This window comes from Aureivirga sp. CE67 (assembly GCF_015767245.1).
Taxonomy (GTDB): Bacteria; Bacteroidota; Bacteroidia; order Flavobacteriales; family Flavobacteriaceae; genus Aureivirga.
Map to the genome: position 1 here is coordinate 744,404 of NZ_JADOTV010000001.1, position 20,243 is coordinate 764,646.

Annotated in this window: 16 protein-coding genes; 14 read left to right on the top strand and 2 right to left on the bottom strand. The window is 29.2% G+C overall.

The window, feature by feature from the left end; genetic code table 11:
* From I0K12_RS03370 to I0K12_RS03415, 10 genes are all read left to right on the top strand, one after another.
* Positions 1 to 1,935, top strand: a complete 1,935-nt coding sequence (locus I0K12_RS03370) for a putative porin (protein WP_196885474.1) — start codon at positions 1 to 3, stop codon at positions 1,933 to 1,935.
* A 507-nt stretch (positions 1,936 to 2,442) separates the two neighbouring features.
* Positions 2,443 to 3,468: a Holliday junction branch migration DNA helicase RuvB gene (gene ruvB / locus I0K12_RS03375; RefSeq protein WP_196885475.1), complete on the top strand. Its 1,026-nt coding sequence runs from the start codon at positions 2,443 to 2,445 to the stop codon at positions 3,466 to 3,468.
* A gap of 3 nt (positions 3,469 to 3,471) precedes the next feature.
* The gene (locus I0K12_RS03380; RefSeq protein WP_196885476.1) at positions 3,472 to 5,199 is read left to right on the top strand and encodes a SulP family inorganic anion transporter; all 1,728 of its coding nucleotides are present in this window, start codon (positions 3,472 to 3,474) and stop codon (positions 5,197 to 5,199) included.
* Between the two features lie 101 nt (positions 5,200 to 5,300).
* The gene (locus I0K12_RS03385) at positions 5,301 to 6,713 is read left to right on the top strand and encodes an MBL fold metallo-hydrolase (RefSeq protein WP_196885477.1); all 1,413 of its coding nucleotides are present in this window, start codon (positions 5,301 to 5,303) and stop codon (positions 6,711 to 6,713) included.
* Positions 6,714 to 6,740: 27 nt separating this feature from the next.
* Complete coding sequence (locus I0K12_RS03390; protein ID WP_196885478.1) at positions 6,741 to 7,151, top strand: rhodanese-like domain-containing protein; 411 nt, start codon at positions 6,741 to 6,743, stop codon at positions 7,149 to 7,151.
* A gap of 1 nt (position 7,152) precedes the next feature.
* Complete coding sequence (locus I0K12_RS03395; RefSeq protein WP_196885479.1) at positions 7,153 to 7,422, top strand: heavy-metal-associated domain-containing protein; 270 nt, start codon at positions 7,153 to 7,155, stop codon at positions 7,420 to 7,422.
* A 165-nt stretch (positions 7,423 to 7,587) separates the two neighbouring features.
* Positions 7,588 to 8,922 (top strand): cytochrome ubiquinol oxidase subunit I, encoded by a 1,335-nt coding sequence (locus I0K12_RS03400; protein WP_196885480.1) that lies wholly within the window; start codon positions 7,588 to 7,590, stop codon positions 8,920 to 8,922.
* A 126-nt stretch (positions 8,923 to 9,048) separates the two neighbouring features.
* Positions 9,049 to 10,125 carry a cytochrome d ubiquinol oxidase subunit II gene (cydB, locus tag I0K12_RS03405; RefSeq protein ID WP_196885481.1) on the top strand — a complete coding sequence of 359 codons (1,077 nt, stop codon included), beginning with the start codon at positions 9,049 to 9,051 and terminating at the stop codon, positions 10,123 to 10,125.
* Between the two features lie 150 nt (positions 10,126 to 10,275).
* Positions 10,276 to 10,869 carry a LysE family translocator gene (locus I0K12_RS03410; protein WP_196885482.1) on the top strand — a complete coding sequence of 198 codons (594 nt, stop codon included), beginning with the start codon at positions 10,276 to 10,278 and terminating at the stop codon, positions 10,867 to 10,869.
* A 3-nt stretch (positions 10,870 to 10,872) separates the two neighbouring features.
* Positions 10,873 to 11,472: a LysE family transporter gene (locus tag I0K12_RS03415; protein ID WP_196885483.1), complete on the top strand. Its 600-nt coding sequence runs from the start codon at positions 10,873 to 10,875 to the stop codon at positions 11,470 to 11,472.
* On the opposite strand, the gene I0K12_RS03420 is transcribed toward I0K12_RS03415, so the two are convergent.
* Positions 11,469 to 12,575 (bottom strand): DUF4407 domain-containing protein, encoded by a 1,107-nt coding sequence (locus I0K12_RS03420; protein ID WP_196885484.1) that lies wholly within the window; start codon positions 12,573 to 12,575, stop codon positions 11,469 to 11,471. The genes I0K12_RS03415 and I0K12_RS03420 overlap by 4 nt on opposite strands.
* 372 nt (positions 12,576 to 12,947) lie before the next feature.
* Here I0K12_RS03420 and I0K12_RS03425 point away from each other — a divergent pair, with 372 nt between their 5' ends.
* The 4 genes from I0K12_RS03425 to I0K12_RS03440 all read left to right on the top strand — a co-directional run bounded on the left by I0K12_RS03425 (position 12,948) and on the right by I0K12_RS03440 (position 19,590).
* Positions 12,948 to 17,090, top strand: coding sequence for a T9SS type A sorting domain-containing protein (locus I0K12_RS03425; RefSeq protein ID WP_196885485.1), 4,143 nt, complete (start codon positions 12,948 to 12,950; stop codon positions 17,088 to 17,090).
* Between the two features lie 2 nt (positions 17,091 to 17,092).
* Positions 17,093 to 17,269, top strand: a complete 177-nt coding sequence (locus tag I0K12_RS03430) for a hypothetical protein (protein WP_196885486.1) — start codon at positions 17,093 to 17,095, stop codon at positions 17,267 to 17,269.
* 67 nt (positions 17,270 to 17,336) lie between these two features.
* Positions 17,337 to 18,485 (top strand): hypothetical protein, encoded by a 1,149-nt coding sequence (locus I0K12_RS03435; protein WP_196885487.1) that lies wholly within the window; start codon positions 17,337 to 17,339, stop codon positions 18,483 to 18,485.
* On the top strand, positions 18,478 to 19,590 hold the full coding sequence (locus tag I0K12_RS03440) for a nucleotidyltransferase family protein (RefSeq protein ID WP_196885488.1): 1,113 nt from the start codon (positions 18,478 to 18,480) through the stop codon (positions 19,588 to 19,590). The genes I0K12_RS03435 and I0K12_RS03440 overlap by 8 nt, the downstream gene beginning before the upstream one ends.
* Here the strand turns inward: I0K12_RS03440 and I0K12_RS03445 are convergent, their stop codons facing one another.
* The gene (locus I0K12_RS03445) at positions 19,591 to 20,175 is read right to left on the bottom strand and encodes a hypothetical protein (RefSeq protein WP_196885489.1); all 585 of its coding nucleotides are present in this window, start codon (positions 20,173 to 20,175) and stop codon (positions 19,591 to 19,593) included.
* Positions 20,176 to 20,243: the final 68 nt, after the last annotated feature.

Consider the following 20,243-nt stretch of genomic DNA (forward strand, 5'->3'; position numbering starts at 1 on the left):
ATGAAAAAACACTTATTAATTATATTTTTTATTCTACTTTCAATGAAAGGATTTTCTCAATTTACAGGAGGAAACGATTTAAATAGTAGAAATGTTAAAGATAATGTACGAAAGGGAGAGCTTACGGTAGATTATAGCGGTAAAACTACTTTTAAGGATTATAAAATAATTTCTTATGCAAATGATACTACTTATATCGATACTACGCTTACCATTCAAAAAGAATATAAATTCAATCCAAGAAGAAAAGATAATTTCGAATTACTGCCATTTAACAATGTTGGACAAACATATACAAAGCTAGGTTATGATTTTCGTGATGAAGGATTATTTCCACAAATGGGAGCTACAGCAAAAACTTATGAATATTTCAATATAAAAGATATCCATTATTATTACGTTCCTACTCCTACTTCTGAATTGTTTTATAAATCAACTTTTACACAAGGGCAAGTACTAAATGCTTTTGTGACGATGAATACTTCAAGACAGTTCAATTTTTCGGTACAATATAACGGGCTGCGTTCTTTAGGAAAATATAGACACCAGTTAAGTAGTCATGGAAATTTCATTGCTACTTTTAATTATCATACTAAAAACAAAAAATATTACATTCGAGGACATTATACTTCTCAAGATTTTAGTAATGATGAAAATGGAGGTTTGACTGCAGAGTCATTAGCGAATTTCAAATCTGGAGATTCGGAGTTTAACAACAGAGAGCGTTTGGATGTAAATTATACAGATGCAAATAGTTTTTATATTGGAAAAAGATATTATTTCGATCAAAAATATAATTTCTTAAGAGTCAAAGATTCTGTTCCAAATCAAAATCAAATTAGTATCGGACATAGATTTGCTTATGAATCTAAACACTATGATTTCTCGCAAGAAAAAGCAAATGAAATTTATGGCGAATCTTTTAAAACTACTGTTTATAATAGACTTTCAAACAAAACATTTTTTAATCAAGCTTATTTAGATTTTGACTCTCCATATCTTTTAGGGGAATTAAAAGGAAAGATTGAATATTACACTTATAAACATCAATATGAAAGTCTTGTTTTTATTGATGATCAAAGAATTCCTTCACAAATTGACGGAAATTCTGTTTCTGCTGGAGCCGAATGGCATGCAAAAATCAAAAAATTTAATTTGAATGCTGATGTTACTCAAATTGTTTCTGGTGATTTAACAGGGCATCGATATTATGCAGATGCAAGTATTGGAGAAAAAGACAAATTCTTTTTCAAAGTTGGAGTTTCAGAAACATCAAAATCACCTAATTTCAATTTTATTTTAAATCAAAGTCCATATAAATCTTATAATTGGTACAATGATTTTAAAAATGAAATCTACAGAAATGCAAATGCTACTTTAGATACAAAATGGATCGATATTTCTGCAGATTATACTTCTATTGATAATTATGCATATTTCAATAGTGCAGAACAAACACAGGCAGCTCAACATTCAGGAACTGTAAATTATCTAAAACTAAAAGCCGAAAATACTTTTAAACTTGGGAAATTTGCATTGACAAATACTTTGATGTATCAAAAAGTTATCGATGGAGAATCTGTTTTCAGAGCACCTGAGTTCACAACAAGAAACTCATTATATTTTACAGATCATCTATTCAAAGGAGATCCTTTATTGTTAAAAACTGGGGTTACTTTTAAATATTTTACAGAATATTATGCTAATGCTTACAATCCTGTTTTAAATGAATTTTCTATTCAAAATTCGGACAAAATCGGAAATTTCCCAATTTTTGATTTATTCGTAAGTGGACAAATTAGAAGAACTAGAATTTACTTCATTTTAGAAAATTTCACTGCAAGTTTTACAGGAAGAGATTACTTCAATGCTCCAAACTACCCATATAGAGATTTAAGCTTTAGATTTGGATTAGTGTGGAATTTCTTTATCTAAAATTATAATTCTTCAAAAAAAGGAAAGTTTTACTGAAAATATAAAAAATTAAGAATCACATAATTTATTCATTATTTATGTGATTCTTTTTTTTATTACAAAATCTTTAAAATGTTAATTTTTTATTAATTATTCAATATTAAACTATTTTATTTATAAATAATAATTATTAAAAGTTAAAAACAAACACCTAATATAACCAACTGAAAAACAATCCCTCAAAATCTTTTGTATCAAATAAATTTCATCAAAATTTAATTCCATTTATTATTTCATCTGTTTTTAATTTTTATGGAAAAACAAATTATTTGAAAAACCTTTACTATCTTCACGACGCAAGTAGATTTTCTTGTAAAAAAATTAATACTTAAAACTTATTTTATGATTTTTTTTTACTTAAACGGGGAAAGTTAATTGCACATTGAAAAAGAGTATGGAGGTTGTTTGTCAACCTCTTTTTTTTCACTATAATTCTTAAAATATTCCTATTCTCACTATCTTTGCTCTATGAATGAGAATTTGAATCCGAATAAAGACCATTTTTCTAACGAAGAAATGGATGTCGAGAAAAAATTGAGACCTCTTTCGTTCAGTGATTTTACTGGACAAGAACAAGCTCTTGAAAACCTAAAAATTTTCGTACAAGCTGCAAATCTACGAGGTGAAGCATTAGATCATACTTTATTTCATGGACCTCCAGGACTAGGAAAAACTACATTGGCTAATATTTTAGCAAACGAACTTGGTGTTGGAATTAAAATTACTTCAGGTCCAGTTTTGGATAAACCAGGAGATTTAGCTGGTTTATTGACAAATTTAGATAGTCGTGATGTTTTATTTATTGATGAAATCCATCGATTGAGTCCTGTTGTAGAAGAATATTTATATTCTGCAATGGAAGATTTCAAGATTGACATCATGATTGAATCGGGACCAAATGCTCGTACAGTTCAAATCTTTTTAGAACCTTTTACTTTAGTTGGTGCCACTACTCGTTCAGGATTATTAACAGCACCGATGCGTGCTCGTTTTGGAATTAGTAGTAGACTTCAATATTATAGCACAGAACTTCTTGCAACAATTCTTCAAAGAAGTGCTATGATTTTAGATACAAAAATTTCATTAGAAGCAGCAATCGAAATTGCTGGAAGAAGTCGTGGAACACCTCGTATTGCAAATGCTTTACTTAGAAGAGTAAGAGATTTTGCACAAATTAAAGGAAATGGAGCAATCGATATTGAAATTGCAAAATTTGCCTTAGAAGCATTACATGTGGATGCACACGGATTAGACGAAATGGATAATCGAATTTTGACAACTGTAATTGAAAAATTTGGAGGAGGCCCTGTTGGAATTTCTACCATTGCAACTGCAGTTGGAGAAAGTGCAGAAACGATCGAAGAGGTTTACGAACCGTTTTTGATTCAAAAAGGATTTATTGTTAGAACACCAAGAGGAAGGGAGATTACGGCTGCTGCTTATAAGCATTTAGGAAAGACGAAGGAAGGAAGACAAGGTGAATTATTATTCTAAAAAATGAACTTTAAAAAATACATTCCAATTTTAGAATGGCTACCTAAATATTCCTTGGATATTTTCAAAGGAGATTTAACAGCTGGATTAACCGTAGGAATTATCATGATTCCTCAAGGAATTGCTTATGCTTTAATTGCAGGAATTCCACCAATTTATGGACTTTATACTGCTTTAGTACCACAATTAGTTTATGCAATTTTCGGATCTTCAAGACAAGTTTCTACAGGGCCTGTTGCGATGGATTCTTTAATTGTTGCTGCTGGAGTTTCTACAATTGCTGTTGTTGGAACAGAAAATTATCTCGCCATCACGATTTTAATCGCATTATTGACTGGAGCTGTTCAGTTTTTAATGGGAGTTTTCAAAATGGGATTCATTGTTAATTTCCTTTCCAAACCCGTGATTACTGGTTTTACTTCTGCTGCGGCTTTAATTATTGGTTTTAATCAGTTTAAAAATCTCTTGGGAATTGATGTACAAAGAAGTAATCAGTTTCATAAACTTACTTTTGATATTTGGACAGAATTAGATTCCATTAATTGGTATGCTTTTCTGATTGGAGGAATTGCTATTCTGATTATCAAATTTTTGAAAAAAGTAAATAAACGAATTCCGAGTGCAATTTTGGTTGTGATTATCGGAATTTTGATCATGAAATTCGGAGCTTCTTATTTTTCTACTGTAGAAATTGTAGGAGATATTCCGAAAGGATTGCCAACTTTTTCAGTTCCAGATTTGAAATTGGATATGTTAGGTGAATTACTTCCCATTGCTTTCACATTAGCAATGATTGGTTTTTTAGAAATGATTTCTATTGGAAAATCTTTGGAATGTAAACAAAATGAATATCGAATTTATCCGAATCAAGAATTAATCGCACTTGGACTTGGAAATATGTTAGGTTCATTATTTAATTCATATCCTTCTACAGCAAGTTTTTCTAGATCTGCTGTAAATCAAGAAATGGGAGCAAGAACAGGAGTTGCCGCATTAATTTCTGCTGGAGTTGTATTAATCACACTTCTTTTTCTGACACCTCTTTTTTATTATTTACCAAAAACTGTACTTGCTGCAATTATTATCGTAGCGGTTTTTAACTTAATTAAAGTAAGCGAGTTTAAACATCTTTGGAAAAGTGATAAAATTGATTTTGTCATGTTAATCGTAACATTTTTAATGACACTTTTTGTGGGAATTAAAGAAGGAATTGGAGTTGGAGTTACACTATCTTTATTAGTTGTAATTTATCGTTCTTCAAGGCCACATATGGCAATTTTAGGTCAAGTAGAAAACACGCAATTTTATCGAAATATTCATCGATTCAAAAACTTAAAAGTAGATCCTAGAATTCTAATTGTTCGATTTGATGCAGAATTATATTTTGCAAACACCACTTATTTCAAAGAGAAATTGAAGAAAATGGTAAGAGAAAAAGGAGATCAATTAGAAGTAATTATTCTAAATGCAGAAACAATTAGTGCTGTAGATAGTTCTGCAATTGAGATGCTTGGAGAAAGCGTAAAATTCTACGCTGCCAAAAATATCAAGCTATATTTTACAAATCTGAAAGGTCCTGTACGTGATGCTTTACACCGAAGTGGAATTTTGGATGTTATTGGTAAAGAGAACTGTTTTTTATCCATTCATAATGCTGTAGAATATTTTGGTAAAAAGAATTCAGATTACCATGAAAAATATGACATATATTTAAATCAATCAAATACTTAGCATATTTTTTATAGCTTAAAAAAATGACAAATATTAGTTTTTTAAAGAAAACAATCTCATAACTTTGTAAACAAACGCGTATCAATCAAAATTAAAATTACATGAAAGTTCAACAAATATTTACAGGATGCCTTGCTGAAATGGCATACTATATAGAATCGAATGGAGAAGCTGCTATTATCGATCCGTTAAGAGAGACGCAACCATATTTGGAAATGGCGGAGAAAGATGGAGCAAAAATTAAATATATCTTTTTAACGCATTTTCACGCAGACTTTGTTTCAGGACAAGTTGATTTAGCGAAGAAAACTGGTGCGACTATTGTTTTTGGGCCAAATGCGAATCCTAATTATGAAATTCACCAAGGAAAAGACAATGAAGAATTTTCTATTGGTAATGGAAAAATAAAATTATTACACACTCCAGGGCACACGATGGAATCATCATCTTATTTATTAATAGATGAAGAAGGAAAAACTCCATGTGTATTTACAGGAGATTGTTTATTTATCGGAGATGTAGGAAGACCTGATTTAGCTGTAAAATCTGATTTGACAGAAGCTGATTTGGCTGGTCATTTATATGATTCTTTAAGAAACAGAATTATGACACTTCCAGATGATATTATCGTTTATCCAAATCATGGAGCTGGTTCTGCTTGTGGAAAAAACATGAGTAAAGAAACTTTTGATACTTTAGGAAATCAAAAGAAAACAAACTACGCACTTCGTGAAGATATGTCAAAAGAGGAATTCGTGAAAGAAGTAACAGAAGGATTGACTACTCCACCACAATATTTCCCAAACAATGTAAAAATGAACAAGCAAGTAAATACAGAGTTTGACGAAATTGTAAACAAGGGAACTACACCTCTTTCTGCAGAAGAATTTGCAAAATTAGCAGAGCAAGAAGATGTTTTAGTTATCGACACTCGTTCTAAAAGTGCTTATGCTGAGCAAGGAACTGTTCCAGGTGCTTGGTATTTTGGAATTGATGGAGGTTTCGCTCCATGGATTGGTGCTTTGATTCAAGATATCGATCAAAAAATTATTTTCTTAGCAGAAGAAGGAAGAGAAAAAGAAGTTGTAACAAGACTTTCAAGAGTTGGTTATGATAATTCTTTAGGATATTTAAAAGGAGGATTACAAGCTTGGATTGATGCAGGATATGAAGTAGATAAAATTGGTTCTATTTCTGCGGAAGAATTCAAAGCAAATTTAGAGAATGAATCTATGGAAGTTCCTATGGATGTTAGAAAACCAAATGAATATAATTCAGAGCATATCATTGGTGTTTCTAGTTTCCCATTAGATTTTATTCATACAAATATTGATGATTTAGACAAACACAGAAATTATTTTGTTCACTGCCAAAGTGGATATCGTTCGTTGATTGCTTCTTCTATCATGAAATCTAAAGGATTTACGAATGTAACAGATGTTCGTGGAGGATTTAAAGCAATTAAAGAAAGTGGAGCGAAAACTTCGGATTTTGTTTGTCCATCAACTTTATAATTTTCAAAATTACTAATACTGACTAAGATGAAAGCCTTAAAATTTATTTGGATTTTTGTAATTAGTATTGCTCTTTTTAGCTGTAATTCTAATGGAACAAAAGACGAAAACGGTAATGTAATCATTACGGAAATCAGTCCGGAACAATTGAAAAAAGCTCAGGGTGAAAAAGCAGAAATTATAGATGTTCGTACACCTGAAGAATATAAAGAAGGACACGTAGCTGGAGCAAAAAACATCAATGTTTTTGATGCTAATTTTGTAAAAAAAATGGAAGCTTCTTATAAAAAAGATCAGCCAATTTATCTTTATTGTAAAGCTGGCTCTAGAAGTATGAAAGCTTCAAAAATGTTGAAGGAAGCTGGTTATACAAAAATCTATAATGTTGATGGAGGTTTTCTAGCTTGGAAGAGTAAAAATTACCAAATAGAAAAGTAAAATGACAGAATCAATAAAAATAAATAATTTAAAATGTGGTGGATGTGCCAATTCTATCACGAAGAAAATTAGCGAATTAGAAGGTGTTCAAAAAGTAGAAGTAAATGTAGAAACTTCAGAGGTTTCTGTAGATATTTCTAATGAAGATGTTCTAAATGCTGTAAAAGAGAAATTAGCACAAATCGGATATCCTGCAGAAGGAATGGATAATACTTTGATGCATAAAACAAAATCATTTGTGAGTTGTGCTGTTGGAAAAGTAAGCAGCTAATTTCCAGATAAATATTTTCAATTATAAAATACTATTACTTATCTTAGTGATAGTATTTTTTTATGCGCTTAATTTTGAATTGATTAAGTTTTTCTTTATCAATTTTCCTCTCTCATTTCTCTCTAAACGAAAGCCATAAAAACTTTTATTTAAAACTTTTTCGTTATGGAGGATATGCTTTTTTACGATCGTATGCAATTTGCTTTTACGATTACTTTCCATTATTTGTTTCCGCAGCTGACAATGGGTTTGTCGCTAATTATCGTGTTTTTTAAGGGGAAATATTTGTTGGCCAAAAAAGAAAATTACAATAAAGCAGCACATTTTTGGATGAAAATTTTCGCTTTGAATTTCGTGATAGGAGTAATCACCGGAATTCCGATGGAGTTTCAGTTTGGAACAAATTGGGCGAGATTTTCAGAATTGACAGGGAGTGTCATAGGGCAAACTTTGGCGATGGAAGGAATGTTTTCCTTCTTTTTGGAATCTTCTTTTCTTGGTTTATTTCTTTTTGGTGAAAAATTGCTCGGACAGAAATTACATTTTTTAACTGGATTTTTGGTTTTTCTAGGTTCTTGGTTGAGCGGTTGGTTTATCATTGCTACAAATGCTTGGATGCAACATCCGGTTGGCTATGAAATTTTGGAAAATGGAAAGTTTGTTTTGAATAATTTTTCTGCGCTTTTTACAAATCCTTGGCTGTTGCCGGCATATCTTCATAATCAAATGGCTTCTTTGGTAACTTCAGCTTTTGTGGTTGCTGGAATTGGTGCTTTTTATGTTTTGCAGAATAAAAATCATTCTTTGGGACGAATGTTTTTGAGAATGGGAGTTCAGTTTGGAATTGTTGCGACCATTTTGGTGGCAGTGCCTACTGGAGATTTGGTAGCGAAAAATGTGGTAAAATATCAACCTGTAACTTTTGCTGCAATGGAAGGACTTTTTGAGACGGAACAAAGTGCTTCTATTGTGTTGATTGGACAGCCAAATATGCAAGAGAAAAAGTTGGATAATGTGATTAAAGTTCCAGGAATTCTGAGTTTTTTGACTTATAAAAGTTTTGAAAAAGAAGTTATTGGTCTAAATGAGTTTGATGAAAAACTTTGGCCGACAAATGTTCCTGGTTTGTATTATGCTTATCATATTATGGTTGGTCTTGGAACTATTTTTATTCTAATTATGTTTCTTTCTTTTTTAAATCTTTGGAAGCGAAAATTACCAAATCGAAAATGGTTGCTTTGGATTTTGATTCTCGCAATGCCGTTTCCATATATCGCAAATACTGCAGGTTGGTACACAGCAGAATTAGGAAGACAACCTTGGTTGGTTTATAATCTGATGGAAACACAACACGGAACTTCACCGACAGTTTCTTCTGGAAATACACTTTTTACACTTCTTGGCTTTATTGGTCTTTATCTTTTGCTAGGAATGTTGTTTTTAGTTTTGGTTGGGAAAATTGTTTATAAAGAGATGAAAGAAAAGGAAATTAGTAATTAATCTATTGAATTTGTACAACACATTTCTAATTCTTTGACCTAATATTTTTTTTGAAGTGTGTTTCTCAATATCTATGTGGACACGAGTTACAAACTCGCGCCAGCAAAAAAATTAAATCGAATCATTATGGAGTTATTTTGGTACATTGTTTTGCTTAGTATGTTAGCTATTTATGTTGTTTTAGATGGTTATGATTTTGGTGTTGGAATTATTCATTTGTTTTTTGCAAAAAAGGAAAAAGACAAGAAAATATTAAAAAATGCAATTGGTCCTTTTTGGGATGCAAATGAAGTTTGGCTAATTGCTTCAGGAGGTGTTCTATTTTTTGCATTTCCGCTAGTTTATGCTTCTTCTTTCAGTGGATTTTATTTACCATTAATAATGATTCTTTGGCTGTTAATTTTTAGAGCAATTGGTTTAGAGTTTCGAGGACAATTAAATAATCAACTTTGGTTTAAAATATGGGATACTGCTTTTGGAGTTTCTAGTTTTTTATTGGCTTTGTTTTTTGGTTTAGCATTAGGAAATGTTGTTCGTGGTGTAAATTTAGGCGGTGTTGAAAATGGAATTGCGAAATATGATGAAAGTTATTTTTTCCTTCCGCTTTGGAATAGTTCTTTAAATCCACATGCCGAATCTCTTGGAATTATTGATTGGTTTACACTTTTACTTGGTTTGATTTCTCTTTTGATAATTACAATTCATGGAGCGAATTGGTTAATTTTTAAAACAAATTGTTCTTTTAAAGAAAAGCTTAAAAATTATATTCTTTATTGGAATTCTGGATTAGTTCTTTTGACAATTATTGGAATAATTACTTGGCATTATGTTCGAGAATTTCCTTTTGATAATTTCAATAAAAATCCGATTCTTTGGATTGTTCCTTTGATTAGTATTTTTAGTATGCTGATGCTTTTTAGAATTAAAAAATTTAAGAAAGAAAGTACAGGTTTTATTTACTCTTCTTTATTCATTATTGCTTCCTTTTTTTCTACTGCAATAGCAATGTTTCCAGATATTTTACCTTCTTCTAATAATATGCATGAACCTTTAACTGTTTATAATAGTGCAGCTCCGCATTATGGTTTGATGATTGGAAGTTATTGGTGGATTTTTGCAATTATTTTGGTGATGGTTTATGTTTTTGTTCAGTATAAAATTTTTAGAGGAAAACTGGATGGAATCAATTATGGAGAGCATTAGGTTGAACTTGATTTCGACTTCACTCAGTCACCAGTTAATTCAATTTTCATCGAATTATTAAAATATTTATAATATTTCAAACTAATTAATAATCAAAAAGATAATTCTTTAACTTTAAGAAAAGAGATCAACTTTAAACTTTGAAGAATTATGATAAAGGCTTTTATTTTTGCTTTTATGGTTTCTATTGTTGTTGGACCAACTGCGATTTTGATTATAAATTATGGTTTGAATGGCGGTGTAAAAAAAGCATTAAAAGGATGTATTGGTGTTTGGTTTGCAAATTTCACAATGACTTTTGCGGCTTATTCTATTAATTTGGTTTTTGAAGATTCTCTTACTTTTGACGAAGATATTTTAGATATTTCTAGCTCTATAATTCTAATTGTTTTTGGTTGTATGATTGCATACAAAGCGATAAAAACAAACATTTTAAGTTCAGATGTAAAATGCAAGAAAAGAACTATGAATCCTATTTTGGGAGCATATCTTTTGGCTGTGATCAATCCACTTAGTTTTGTTGCTTATATTTCTTTTGCTAAAGATTTAGATGTTATGTCTTACCAACAATCTTTTCAACTTGGTTTAGCTTCTTCTATTGCTGCATTAATTGCCATGACAGCTTATGCTGTTTTTAGTGGCCATTATCTTAGTAAAATTAAAAATCCTGCAATTTTAAAATTTATAAATATAGGAAGTGGAGTTCTAATTATTGGATTTGGAGTTTTTAATTATCTCTATTAAAGTATGGATATTTTAAAGGTTTTTATTTTTTCATTTTCTATTTCAATTATTATTGGTCCGATTGCAATTATTGTTATCAATAATGGATTGAAAGGAGGTTTGAAATCTGCTAGTATTGGAGCTTTTGGAGTTTTGATTGGAAGTTTTTTCTTAACTCTAATAGCTTTTTTTACAGATTTCTATTTGATGAATCCAATTTCATTAGAAAATAAATACATTAATATTTCGGCTTCAGTTGTTCTTATTTTATTTGGAATTTGGATAATCTACCAAGCTCTAACTACAAATATTTTAAAATCCGATCTAAAAAAAACAAAACCAAAACGAAGTCGCACCTTTTTAACTCCATTTTTATTAGCACTTTTAAATCCATTTAATTTTGTTGCTTTTCTTACTTTTTCAAGTAAAATAGAAATGAAAACTAAACCTAGTATTTTTCTATTAGCAATGGTTGCAGCTATCGCAAATTTTATCGCAATAGAATTTTATGCAATTTTAAGTGGTTTTTTGTTTAAATTAAAAAATCCTTGTATTCTGAAATATATCAATGTTGGAAGTGGTATTCTTCTAATTGTTTTTGGAATTTTAAACTTTTTCAATTAAATCTTAAAAATACTTCCTTGTTTATGTAAATAAGCTTCTGTTTGCGTTTTCTGAACTTCTATTTCTTTCTCAGTTTTATACTTAATTAAATTTTCATTTTTTCGAACATTTTCATGAACTACTTTATTGATATGATCCGCTGATTTTAGCATTTGATCTAATTTAGTTTCTTCTTGTTTTGCCCAATTTTTCACATGAGATTCTTCATTCTGAAAATGATAATCATAAATTCCTTTTGGAGTTAGAAATTTTGTGATAATTGGAGCGGTTTCAATGATAATAAAAAGTAACATAATGAAAAATTGAGGTAAAAAATCCAATTTCCCCATTGCTTTTATTCTTCTTAAAAGTCCATCTGAATTTTTCAAAACAACGAGAGCAGCGGCTTCTTTTTCAATTTGTAATTGCTTTAAATCTTTATTAGCTTCTTCTAATTCCAAGATCTTATCATGATTTGTTGTTTGAAGTAATTGAAGTTCATTAAAAGCAAAATCATGTTTTTCTCTTTTTTCTTTATAAACTGGACCTTTTCCAAGTTTTCTTGTTCCAGTTTTTCCTTCTGCTTCTGTAATATAAGTTGTATAAAGTGAATCTACCTCAGCTTTTTTTAGTGCAATTTCATCTTTTAGTAAATCAATTTTAGTATTATTAGCTTTAATATCTTCTGCAAACTGCTGCCCTATGACTTCTTTGGATTGTAATACTTTTTGATTTTCTTCCTCCTGTAAAACTTGATTTATTTCTTTCTCAAATAATTTTAATTCCAAAGGTTTCGCAATTACAACTGCTATGACGATTGCTAAAATAATTCTTGGCAAAATTTGCGTAAACTCTTTAAATTTAGAATTCTGTTTTTTTAAAGTTGAAACAATAAATCGATCTAAATTAAAAATCAACAATCCCCAAAGAAAACCAAAACCTATAGCTACATAAAGATTTTTAAAAACAGTAAAAAGAGCAAAACCTCCTGAAATACTTGCCATAATAGCAGTAAACAAGACTGTTCCACCAATTCCAAAGTATTTAATTTTCTCTGACTTCGGACATTTTTCTAGCAATTCTGTATCTACTCCAGAACACCACAAGAAGAATTTATTTAGCATAACATAGTAGTTTGTTATACAAAGTAACGAAAAATTTTAAGAAGTAGTATCTATAAGCGTTAGTTTTTAATTCAAGTTTTTCTTTTAGTACTTTTTATAAAGCAAAAATACAAAATCTATAAAAACATCTAAAAATGCGTTTTATTTACATTAATTATATTTTTTTAACGTATAAATAACGCAATATTCAAAATATCACTGGTAATCGTGATATTATTTTAACAAAAACAATATTATAAAATACTATATTTGAATGTATTAGAAAATACAATTTAAATTTCTTAATAATAAGTTAACATCTACTGATAATTTATAATTTTTATTTGCAAACTGTTAATTTTTAAAATTAACCATAATTAATTCAAAGACAATATGAAACAAAAATTACATTATCTATTATTTTTTTTCTTTCTAATATCTGTAAATTTAAAAGGATATTCTACAGAAAAAAATAATGTCAAAACAACTTCATTTTATACTGTAAATAGTGAAACCACAATTCATTATAATGGATTTCCTTCAGGTACTGGATCCATAACAAATGGTTGGACTAAAAGCTCAAAAGTATATAATGCAGATCCTGGATCTATAGGACAAGGAATTAGATTAGGTAAAAGTAGTACTACTGGATATATAATCTCTCCAACTCTTGATTGTTCTGCAAATGGTGGAAATTTTACAGTTAGGTTTGATGCTTTAAGATGGAGTAGCTCTGAAAATAGAATTATTATATCTCATGCTGCCGATGGAAGTAATTTTGATGACTCTATAACACAAGATTTAAATAGTATCTCTTGGGAAACTTTATCATTTGATTTCACAAATGGTACAGCAAATTCAAAAATTAAAATTGAAACTTTTAGTAGCTCTAAGGAACGTGCAAAAATTGATGAATTCTATGTAATTCAATCTGACCCAAATGCTCCAAACCTAACAATAAATGAAGATTTAATTGACTTTACATATTTTTTAGGGAATGGACCATCTGCTGAACAATCTTTTACTTTAACAGGTGCTAATATCACATCTGAAAATGTAAGTATCAGTTTAGAAAATTCTTCTGCTTTTGAAATTTCGACTACTTCAAATGGAACATTTTCTAATTCATTATCTATTGAGGAAAACATAATTAATGGTCAAACGATTACTATTTATGTAAGACTGAAAAGTAGTTTAACAGCAAACTCATTTAATGAAACATTAACAATAAACTATGAAGGAGGAAATAGTAAAACTATTACTTTAAATGGGGATGTAGAAGCTCCAAGTATTTCAGTTGATAATGATTATATCTCTGGTTATGATTTTGAATATACTTTTGGAAAAGGACCTTCAGAAGGGAAATATTTTGAAATAGATAATTTTAATATCTCAGAAAACATTACAGTAACAGGGTCAAATAGTTTTGAAGTTTCTCTTGATGGAACATCTTACTCTACTTCTGTTGAAATTTTAGCTAGTTCTGTAAATTCATCTACTACTGTAGATATATATGCTCGTCTAAAAGCTGGAATTGCTGTCGGTGATTATGATGAAAACCTTTCAATTAATTCCTCTGAACTTACCGAAAGTTTTGTGAATTTAAATGGAACTGTAAATACTCCAAGTATCAATTTAAATAAATATACTTTAGATGAATTTTCATATACTATCCAGCAAGGCCCTTCAGGTTCAAAATACTTTGAAATCAATAATTTTGATGTAAATGAAGATATTATTGTTACTGCTCCTGCTAACTTTGAAGTTTCTTTAGGAACTACAAATTTTACTGATCAAATTACGGTTGTATTAGCTGATGTTGTAAATGGTAAAGAAAGAGTTTATATTCGTCTAAAAGAAGGATTAACACAAGGAAACTATTCAGGAAATGTAATTTTAAACTCTTCAGAATTGGCAAATGTTTCGGTTAGTGTTACTGGAGTTGTAAATGCTCCTAGTATTTCTATAGATTCATCTAATCTTGATGCTTTATCATATGAAATTAATAATGGCCCTTCTGATTCAGAATATTTTGAAATCGAAAACATCAGTATTAATACAGATTTAACTGTTACTGCACCTACTAATTATGAAATTTCTTTTGATTCAAATACTAATTATACTAACATATTAATAATAGATACTTCTGAATCTTACAAAAAAGTTTATGTTAGATTAAAAGCTGGATTAGAAACTGGAAGTTATAATGAGACAATCTCTGTAAACTCATCAGAAATTTCAGAAGAAACGATTTCTTTATTAGGTTCTGTTAATTGTCCTGCTATTTCTACACCAAGTTCATTAAATACATCTGCTGTTGCTTCAAATAGTTTTACAGCAAACTGGGATTCTGTGAATGGGGCTGATGATTTCTCTTTAACAGTTACAAAAATAATTTCAGAAAATACAATTCTTGAAGAAGGGTTCCCTAATGGAGTTTCTCCATTTCCAGGTAACTGGTCAAAAAATTCTAGAATTTACACTACTACAAGTGGAAGTTCAGGTAAAGCTATTAGACTTGGGTCTGGTAGCGGATCTGGAATTATCACTTCACCAACAATTGATTGTTCTACAAACGGTGGTGTTTTCAAGGTAATTTTTGATGCGAAAGCATATGATGGAGATGAATTAAATATGGGTATTGCTCATGCAGCAGATGGAAGCAACTTTTCGGATGCAAAAATTATAGATGTTAATCTATCTTGGAATACAATTGAAGTTACTTTTACAGGAGGAACAGTGAATAGTAAAATTCAATTTGAAAGTCATCAAAGTGGAGGAAAAAGATTTTATTTAGATGAAATCAAAATTATCCAAGAAGAATCTGAAACAATTCATAATGACTTAAATATTGGGAACGTTACAACATATGAAGTAACAGGTTTAGATGCTGAAACTACTTACCAATATTATGTAAAAGCAAATACTTCATGTGGAGGAGGAACTACTTCTGAAGCTTCAAGTACAGTTACAGTTACTACTTTAGTGGATCCAACTTTTATTTGGACGACATCTGGAGATAATAAATGGAACAATGGAGCAAACTGGAATAAAGGAACAGTTCCTACAGAAAATGATGATGTTAAAATTCCTTTAGCAACTCTAATTGATCCAGTAATAGAAAACTCTGAATCATTCTCTTGTAATAATATTGAAATTGAAGATGGAATGAAAATTATTTTAAATTCGGATGCTTCTAATAGTGCTTCATTAATCATTAAAGGAAACATTACTGGAACTGGAAAAATCAAATATGAAAGACATATCAGCGCTACAGGATGGCATTATATTTCTTCACCTATTTCGGATTTAAATATTCTTGATTTAGTTACAAGTTCGACACCTATTTTAAATAAAGCTGTTGGATCAGATACTAAATATGCTTTTGGTCCTTATAATAATAATGCAGCTTCTTATAATCAGAAATGGGAATACTTTACAGCAGATGGAATTTCAGGTACTGAAATCATGGAAGCAGCAAAAGGTTATCAAATGAAATTAACTGCTGATGATAAAATTACTTTTGAAGGAAAACCAATGTCATCTGCTTCAATTAATGTAAATACAGGAAATTTAAACAACTGGAATTTCTTAGGAAATCCTTTTACTTCTGCTATTTCTGTTTCTACTTTCTTGTCTGAAAATGATTCAAAATTCTTTGATGGATTTAAAGCTTTATATCTATGGAATGGAGCTAATGGAGAATATGATATTGTAAACTTAGCTTCTAGTCAATCTACAATTGCTATCGGACAAGGATTTTTTATCAAAGTTTCTTCAACTAGTCCAGAAGTAATCAACTTTACAAATACTTTAAAAGTTCATGCAAATGACAACTTCTTAAGAACTTCGAATCAAGAAGAAATAACTCTAAAACTGATTCAAGATTCTAAAGAAAAAACAACAATTGTAAAATTTATCGAAGAAACAACAAATGGTTTTGATGATGGTTATGATGCTTTAACTTTTGAAGGATTAAATACAGAGTTTGGTATATATACTATGCTTCCTGAAGAAGGAAACACAGATACTTTAGGGCTACAGTGTTTACCTCCAAATGATTCTGAAACTATTGCAATTCCTGTAGGAATTATAGCAGAAACAAATACTACTTTCTCTATCAAATTAGATGCTGAAAATTTTGAATCTGGTAAATATATTTACCTTGAAGATACTTCATTAAATAAATTTGAATTGATGGAAGAGAATACAGAATACATTGTAATTCTTAACTCAGAAATCGAAAAAACAGAAAGATTTAAATTACATATTATGAATTCTACTTTAAATGTAGAAGATAATATCTTAAATAATATTTCTGTATATTTCGTTGATAATTCATTACAAGTTTCAGGAAATATAACTGAAAAAATGAATATTAATATTTATAACACAATCGGTCAAAAAATCACTGGAAAAACAATCCAAACTGAAAGTAGAATTGATTTACCTTCAAACACATCTGAAGGAATCTACATTATTCAATTAGAAGGAGAAAAATCTAGTAAAACAATCAAATTATTTTTAAACAAATAATAATGTCAAAAAAGAATATAAAATCAACAGAAAACGAAATCTCAAGAAAAGAGGCTTTAAAGAAAATTGGAAATTTTGGAAAATTTGCAGCTCTTACTGCTATTGGTGGAGCAATCTTATTAAATCCTAAAAAAGCACAAGCAACTAGTGACCCAGGTGGAGCTGGTGAAGATTTTTAAAATAAATTTTTAATTTGAAAAAATCCTCTAAATTAATTTTTAGAGGATTTTTACTATTTTGCCCTCAATGAAAACTACTCCAAAGAATACAGAATTAATCTTCACAGAAATTGATAATCAAATTTTAGTTTGGTTTCAAAACTCGAATCGTTATGTCATTTTAGAAAAAAATGTTTTTAAAGTAATTCATAAAATTAAAAAGCAAATTTCAAAAGAAGCTATTATTTTATGGATTTCTGAGACTTTTACTGTTGAAAAATTGGATGCTAAAGAAATATTAAAACATTGTACTGATTTACTTCAAGAGATTGAAAGGAAAGAAGCTTCTGATATTGAAAAAAAAGAAATAATTCCTTCTTTAGAAAGTCAAACATTCTACAGTGAAAAACAGTATAAGATCAATGATAATTTCTTTAAAATTCAATATGATTCAGAAAAATCTGAAAATCTGATTCACTCAAAATTAGAACATTTAAATACTGAAAAAAATAAGAAAATCGATTACCATCATTTTCAAATCATTCAACACCAGAATCGAGTTTATTTATTTGAAAACAAACATTTAATTGACTCATGGAAAAATGGCGATTATCATTATTTTCACGGGAAACTCTCGATGCTAATTATCAATCAAATTCATCATAAAAAAGAATCTGATTGGTTAGGTATTTTTCATGCTTCTGCAATTTCTGATGGTGAAAATTCTATGCTATTCATGGGAGATTCAGGAAATGGAAAAAGTACACTTTCTGCACTTCTAATGACAGAAAAACTTTATTCGTTTGCAGATGATTTTGTTCCAATTCTTAGAGAAAATCTTCACGTTTATAATTTTCCTGTAGGAATTTCTATCAAAGAAAAAAGCATTCCTGTTTTAGAAAACTTCTTTCCAAAATTAGCTACTAAAAAAGCATTTTATATCAATTCTAAAAAAACGGTTCGTTATCAAGAGCCTTCTATTTTAACTTCAAAAAATTATCCTTGCAAAGCTTTTGTTTTTGTAAAATATGATGCTAATATCGAAGAGAATACTTTGGAAGAAATGTCTAAAATTGAAGCTTTTCAAAAAATAGTTCCAGAATCTTGGTTGTATGATTCTGAAGAAAATGCTGAAGTATTTCTAGATTTTTTTAAAAACACACCTTGTTATAATTTAGTATATTCGGATAATTCTAAAATGATTTCTATCGTAAAAAATTTGTTTCAAAATGCGTAATTACGAAGCTTTAAAATTTATCAGTCTTTGTTTAAGTTTAAAATTTGAAAAGAAAAATATTTCAAGAGTTAAAGAGAAATTACAATCTCTTGAATGGGAAAAGATTATTTGTATTAGTGACGCTCATTATGTTTTTCCGAATTTATATATTCAACTTAAAAATACGAATTTATTAGATCTTGTTCCTGATGATTTGGTTGCATATATGGAGTTTTTGACCGAAAAAAACAGAGAAAGAAATCAGACTATTTTAGCTCAAATTGAACGAATCACGAAAACTTTAAACCAAGAAAATATTATTCCGATTTTCACCAAAGGAACTTCTTATTTAGTAGATAATTTATATGAAGATTTAGGCGAAAGAATTATTGGAGACATCGATTTTTTATTACCTGAAAAAGATATTGAGAAAGCTGCTAAACTTTTATCTGATTTTGGCTATAAAGAACTTTATGATGAAAAAACGGATTTAAGCTTTCATCCTGAAGATCATCGTCATTTGCCTAGATTGATTCATAATGATGAGATTGCAGCAATAGAAATTCATCGAGAAATGTTGGTAGAAAATCATGCGAAGAATTTTAATTATGAAACTATAAAAGATTCGCTAAAAGAAATAAACTTTAGAGGAAATAAACTTTTTGTTCTTTCTACAGAAAATCAATTAATTTTAAATGGATGCTCTTTACAATTAAACGATTCTGGTTATTCTTCTGGAAGGATTATTCTCAGAAATTTATATGATGCTTTACTTCTTTCAGAAAAAGTAAATTCATTAGAAACTATAGAAAAACATCCGAAATTATTTAAGTATTTGAATTGTTATTTAGCTTTGACTAAAAATATTTTCTATGATATTTCTATAATTCGTTATAAAAAAAATATAGCATCAAGATTTTATGTTTCAAGATGCTTATTGTTCTTTAAAAATCGAAAACTGACTTTAGTAAAAAATAATTTAGAAATATTCTTTAAGATTATTCATAATTCTGTTTTACACCTTACTTGTCCGAAGCTAAGAGCAAAACTAATTCAAAAATTAACCAGTAAAGAATGGCGAAAAAAGAAAGTGATTATGCTGAAAAATTCTAGTACACGAATCTAATTATTCAAATTTTAGATTTACATATAAAACTCCTTTGTCTCCGAAATAATCTGTTTCACGAATCCAATCGATGTGATCTAAATGCATCACAATTGTTTTGTCTTTTATAGAAAATCTATTCTCTGCTCCTTCATTTGATTTATAAAAATCGAAAACATTTTTACCTGATGAATTAGAAGTTTCTCCATAATAAACATAATCTGGCAATGGATTATCATCATATGGATATTTCAAAGCATTTCCAATCAAAACTTTTGGAGTAATGAAATCTGTATTATCAAGAGTAATCAGAATTTCTCCTCCATTTTCCATATTTTCTCCCCAAGCATCCAGCGTTTGTGCCAAAAGTCCTTTGACTTTATAAGTAGCTATCAAGGTATCTTTTGTTTGATTATTTATGGTATAATCATACAATTCAAATTCTAAATTTGTAGGATAAGTTGGCAAAGAGCTATTTTGCAATCTTAAAGTTTCATTTCCGGTTGGTTTCCCAACAAAATCGTGTGGTCTAAAGACATTTTTCTTATCATCACAAGACACAAATAGAAAACAAAAGCCAACTAATAACATCATCATTCTTTTCATAATCACAGACTTTTTAATATTTAACTAATAACAATCATATCATAAAGATATTATATATAATTGATTAC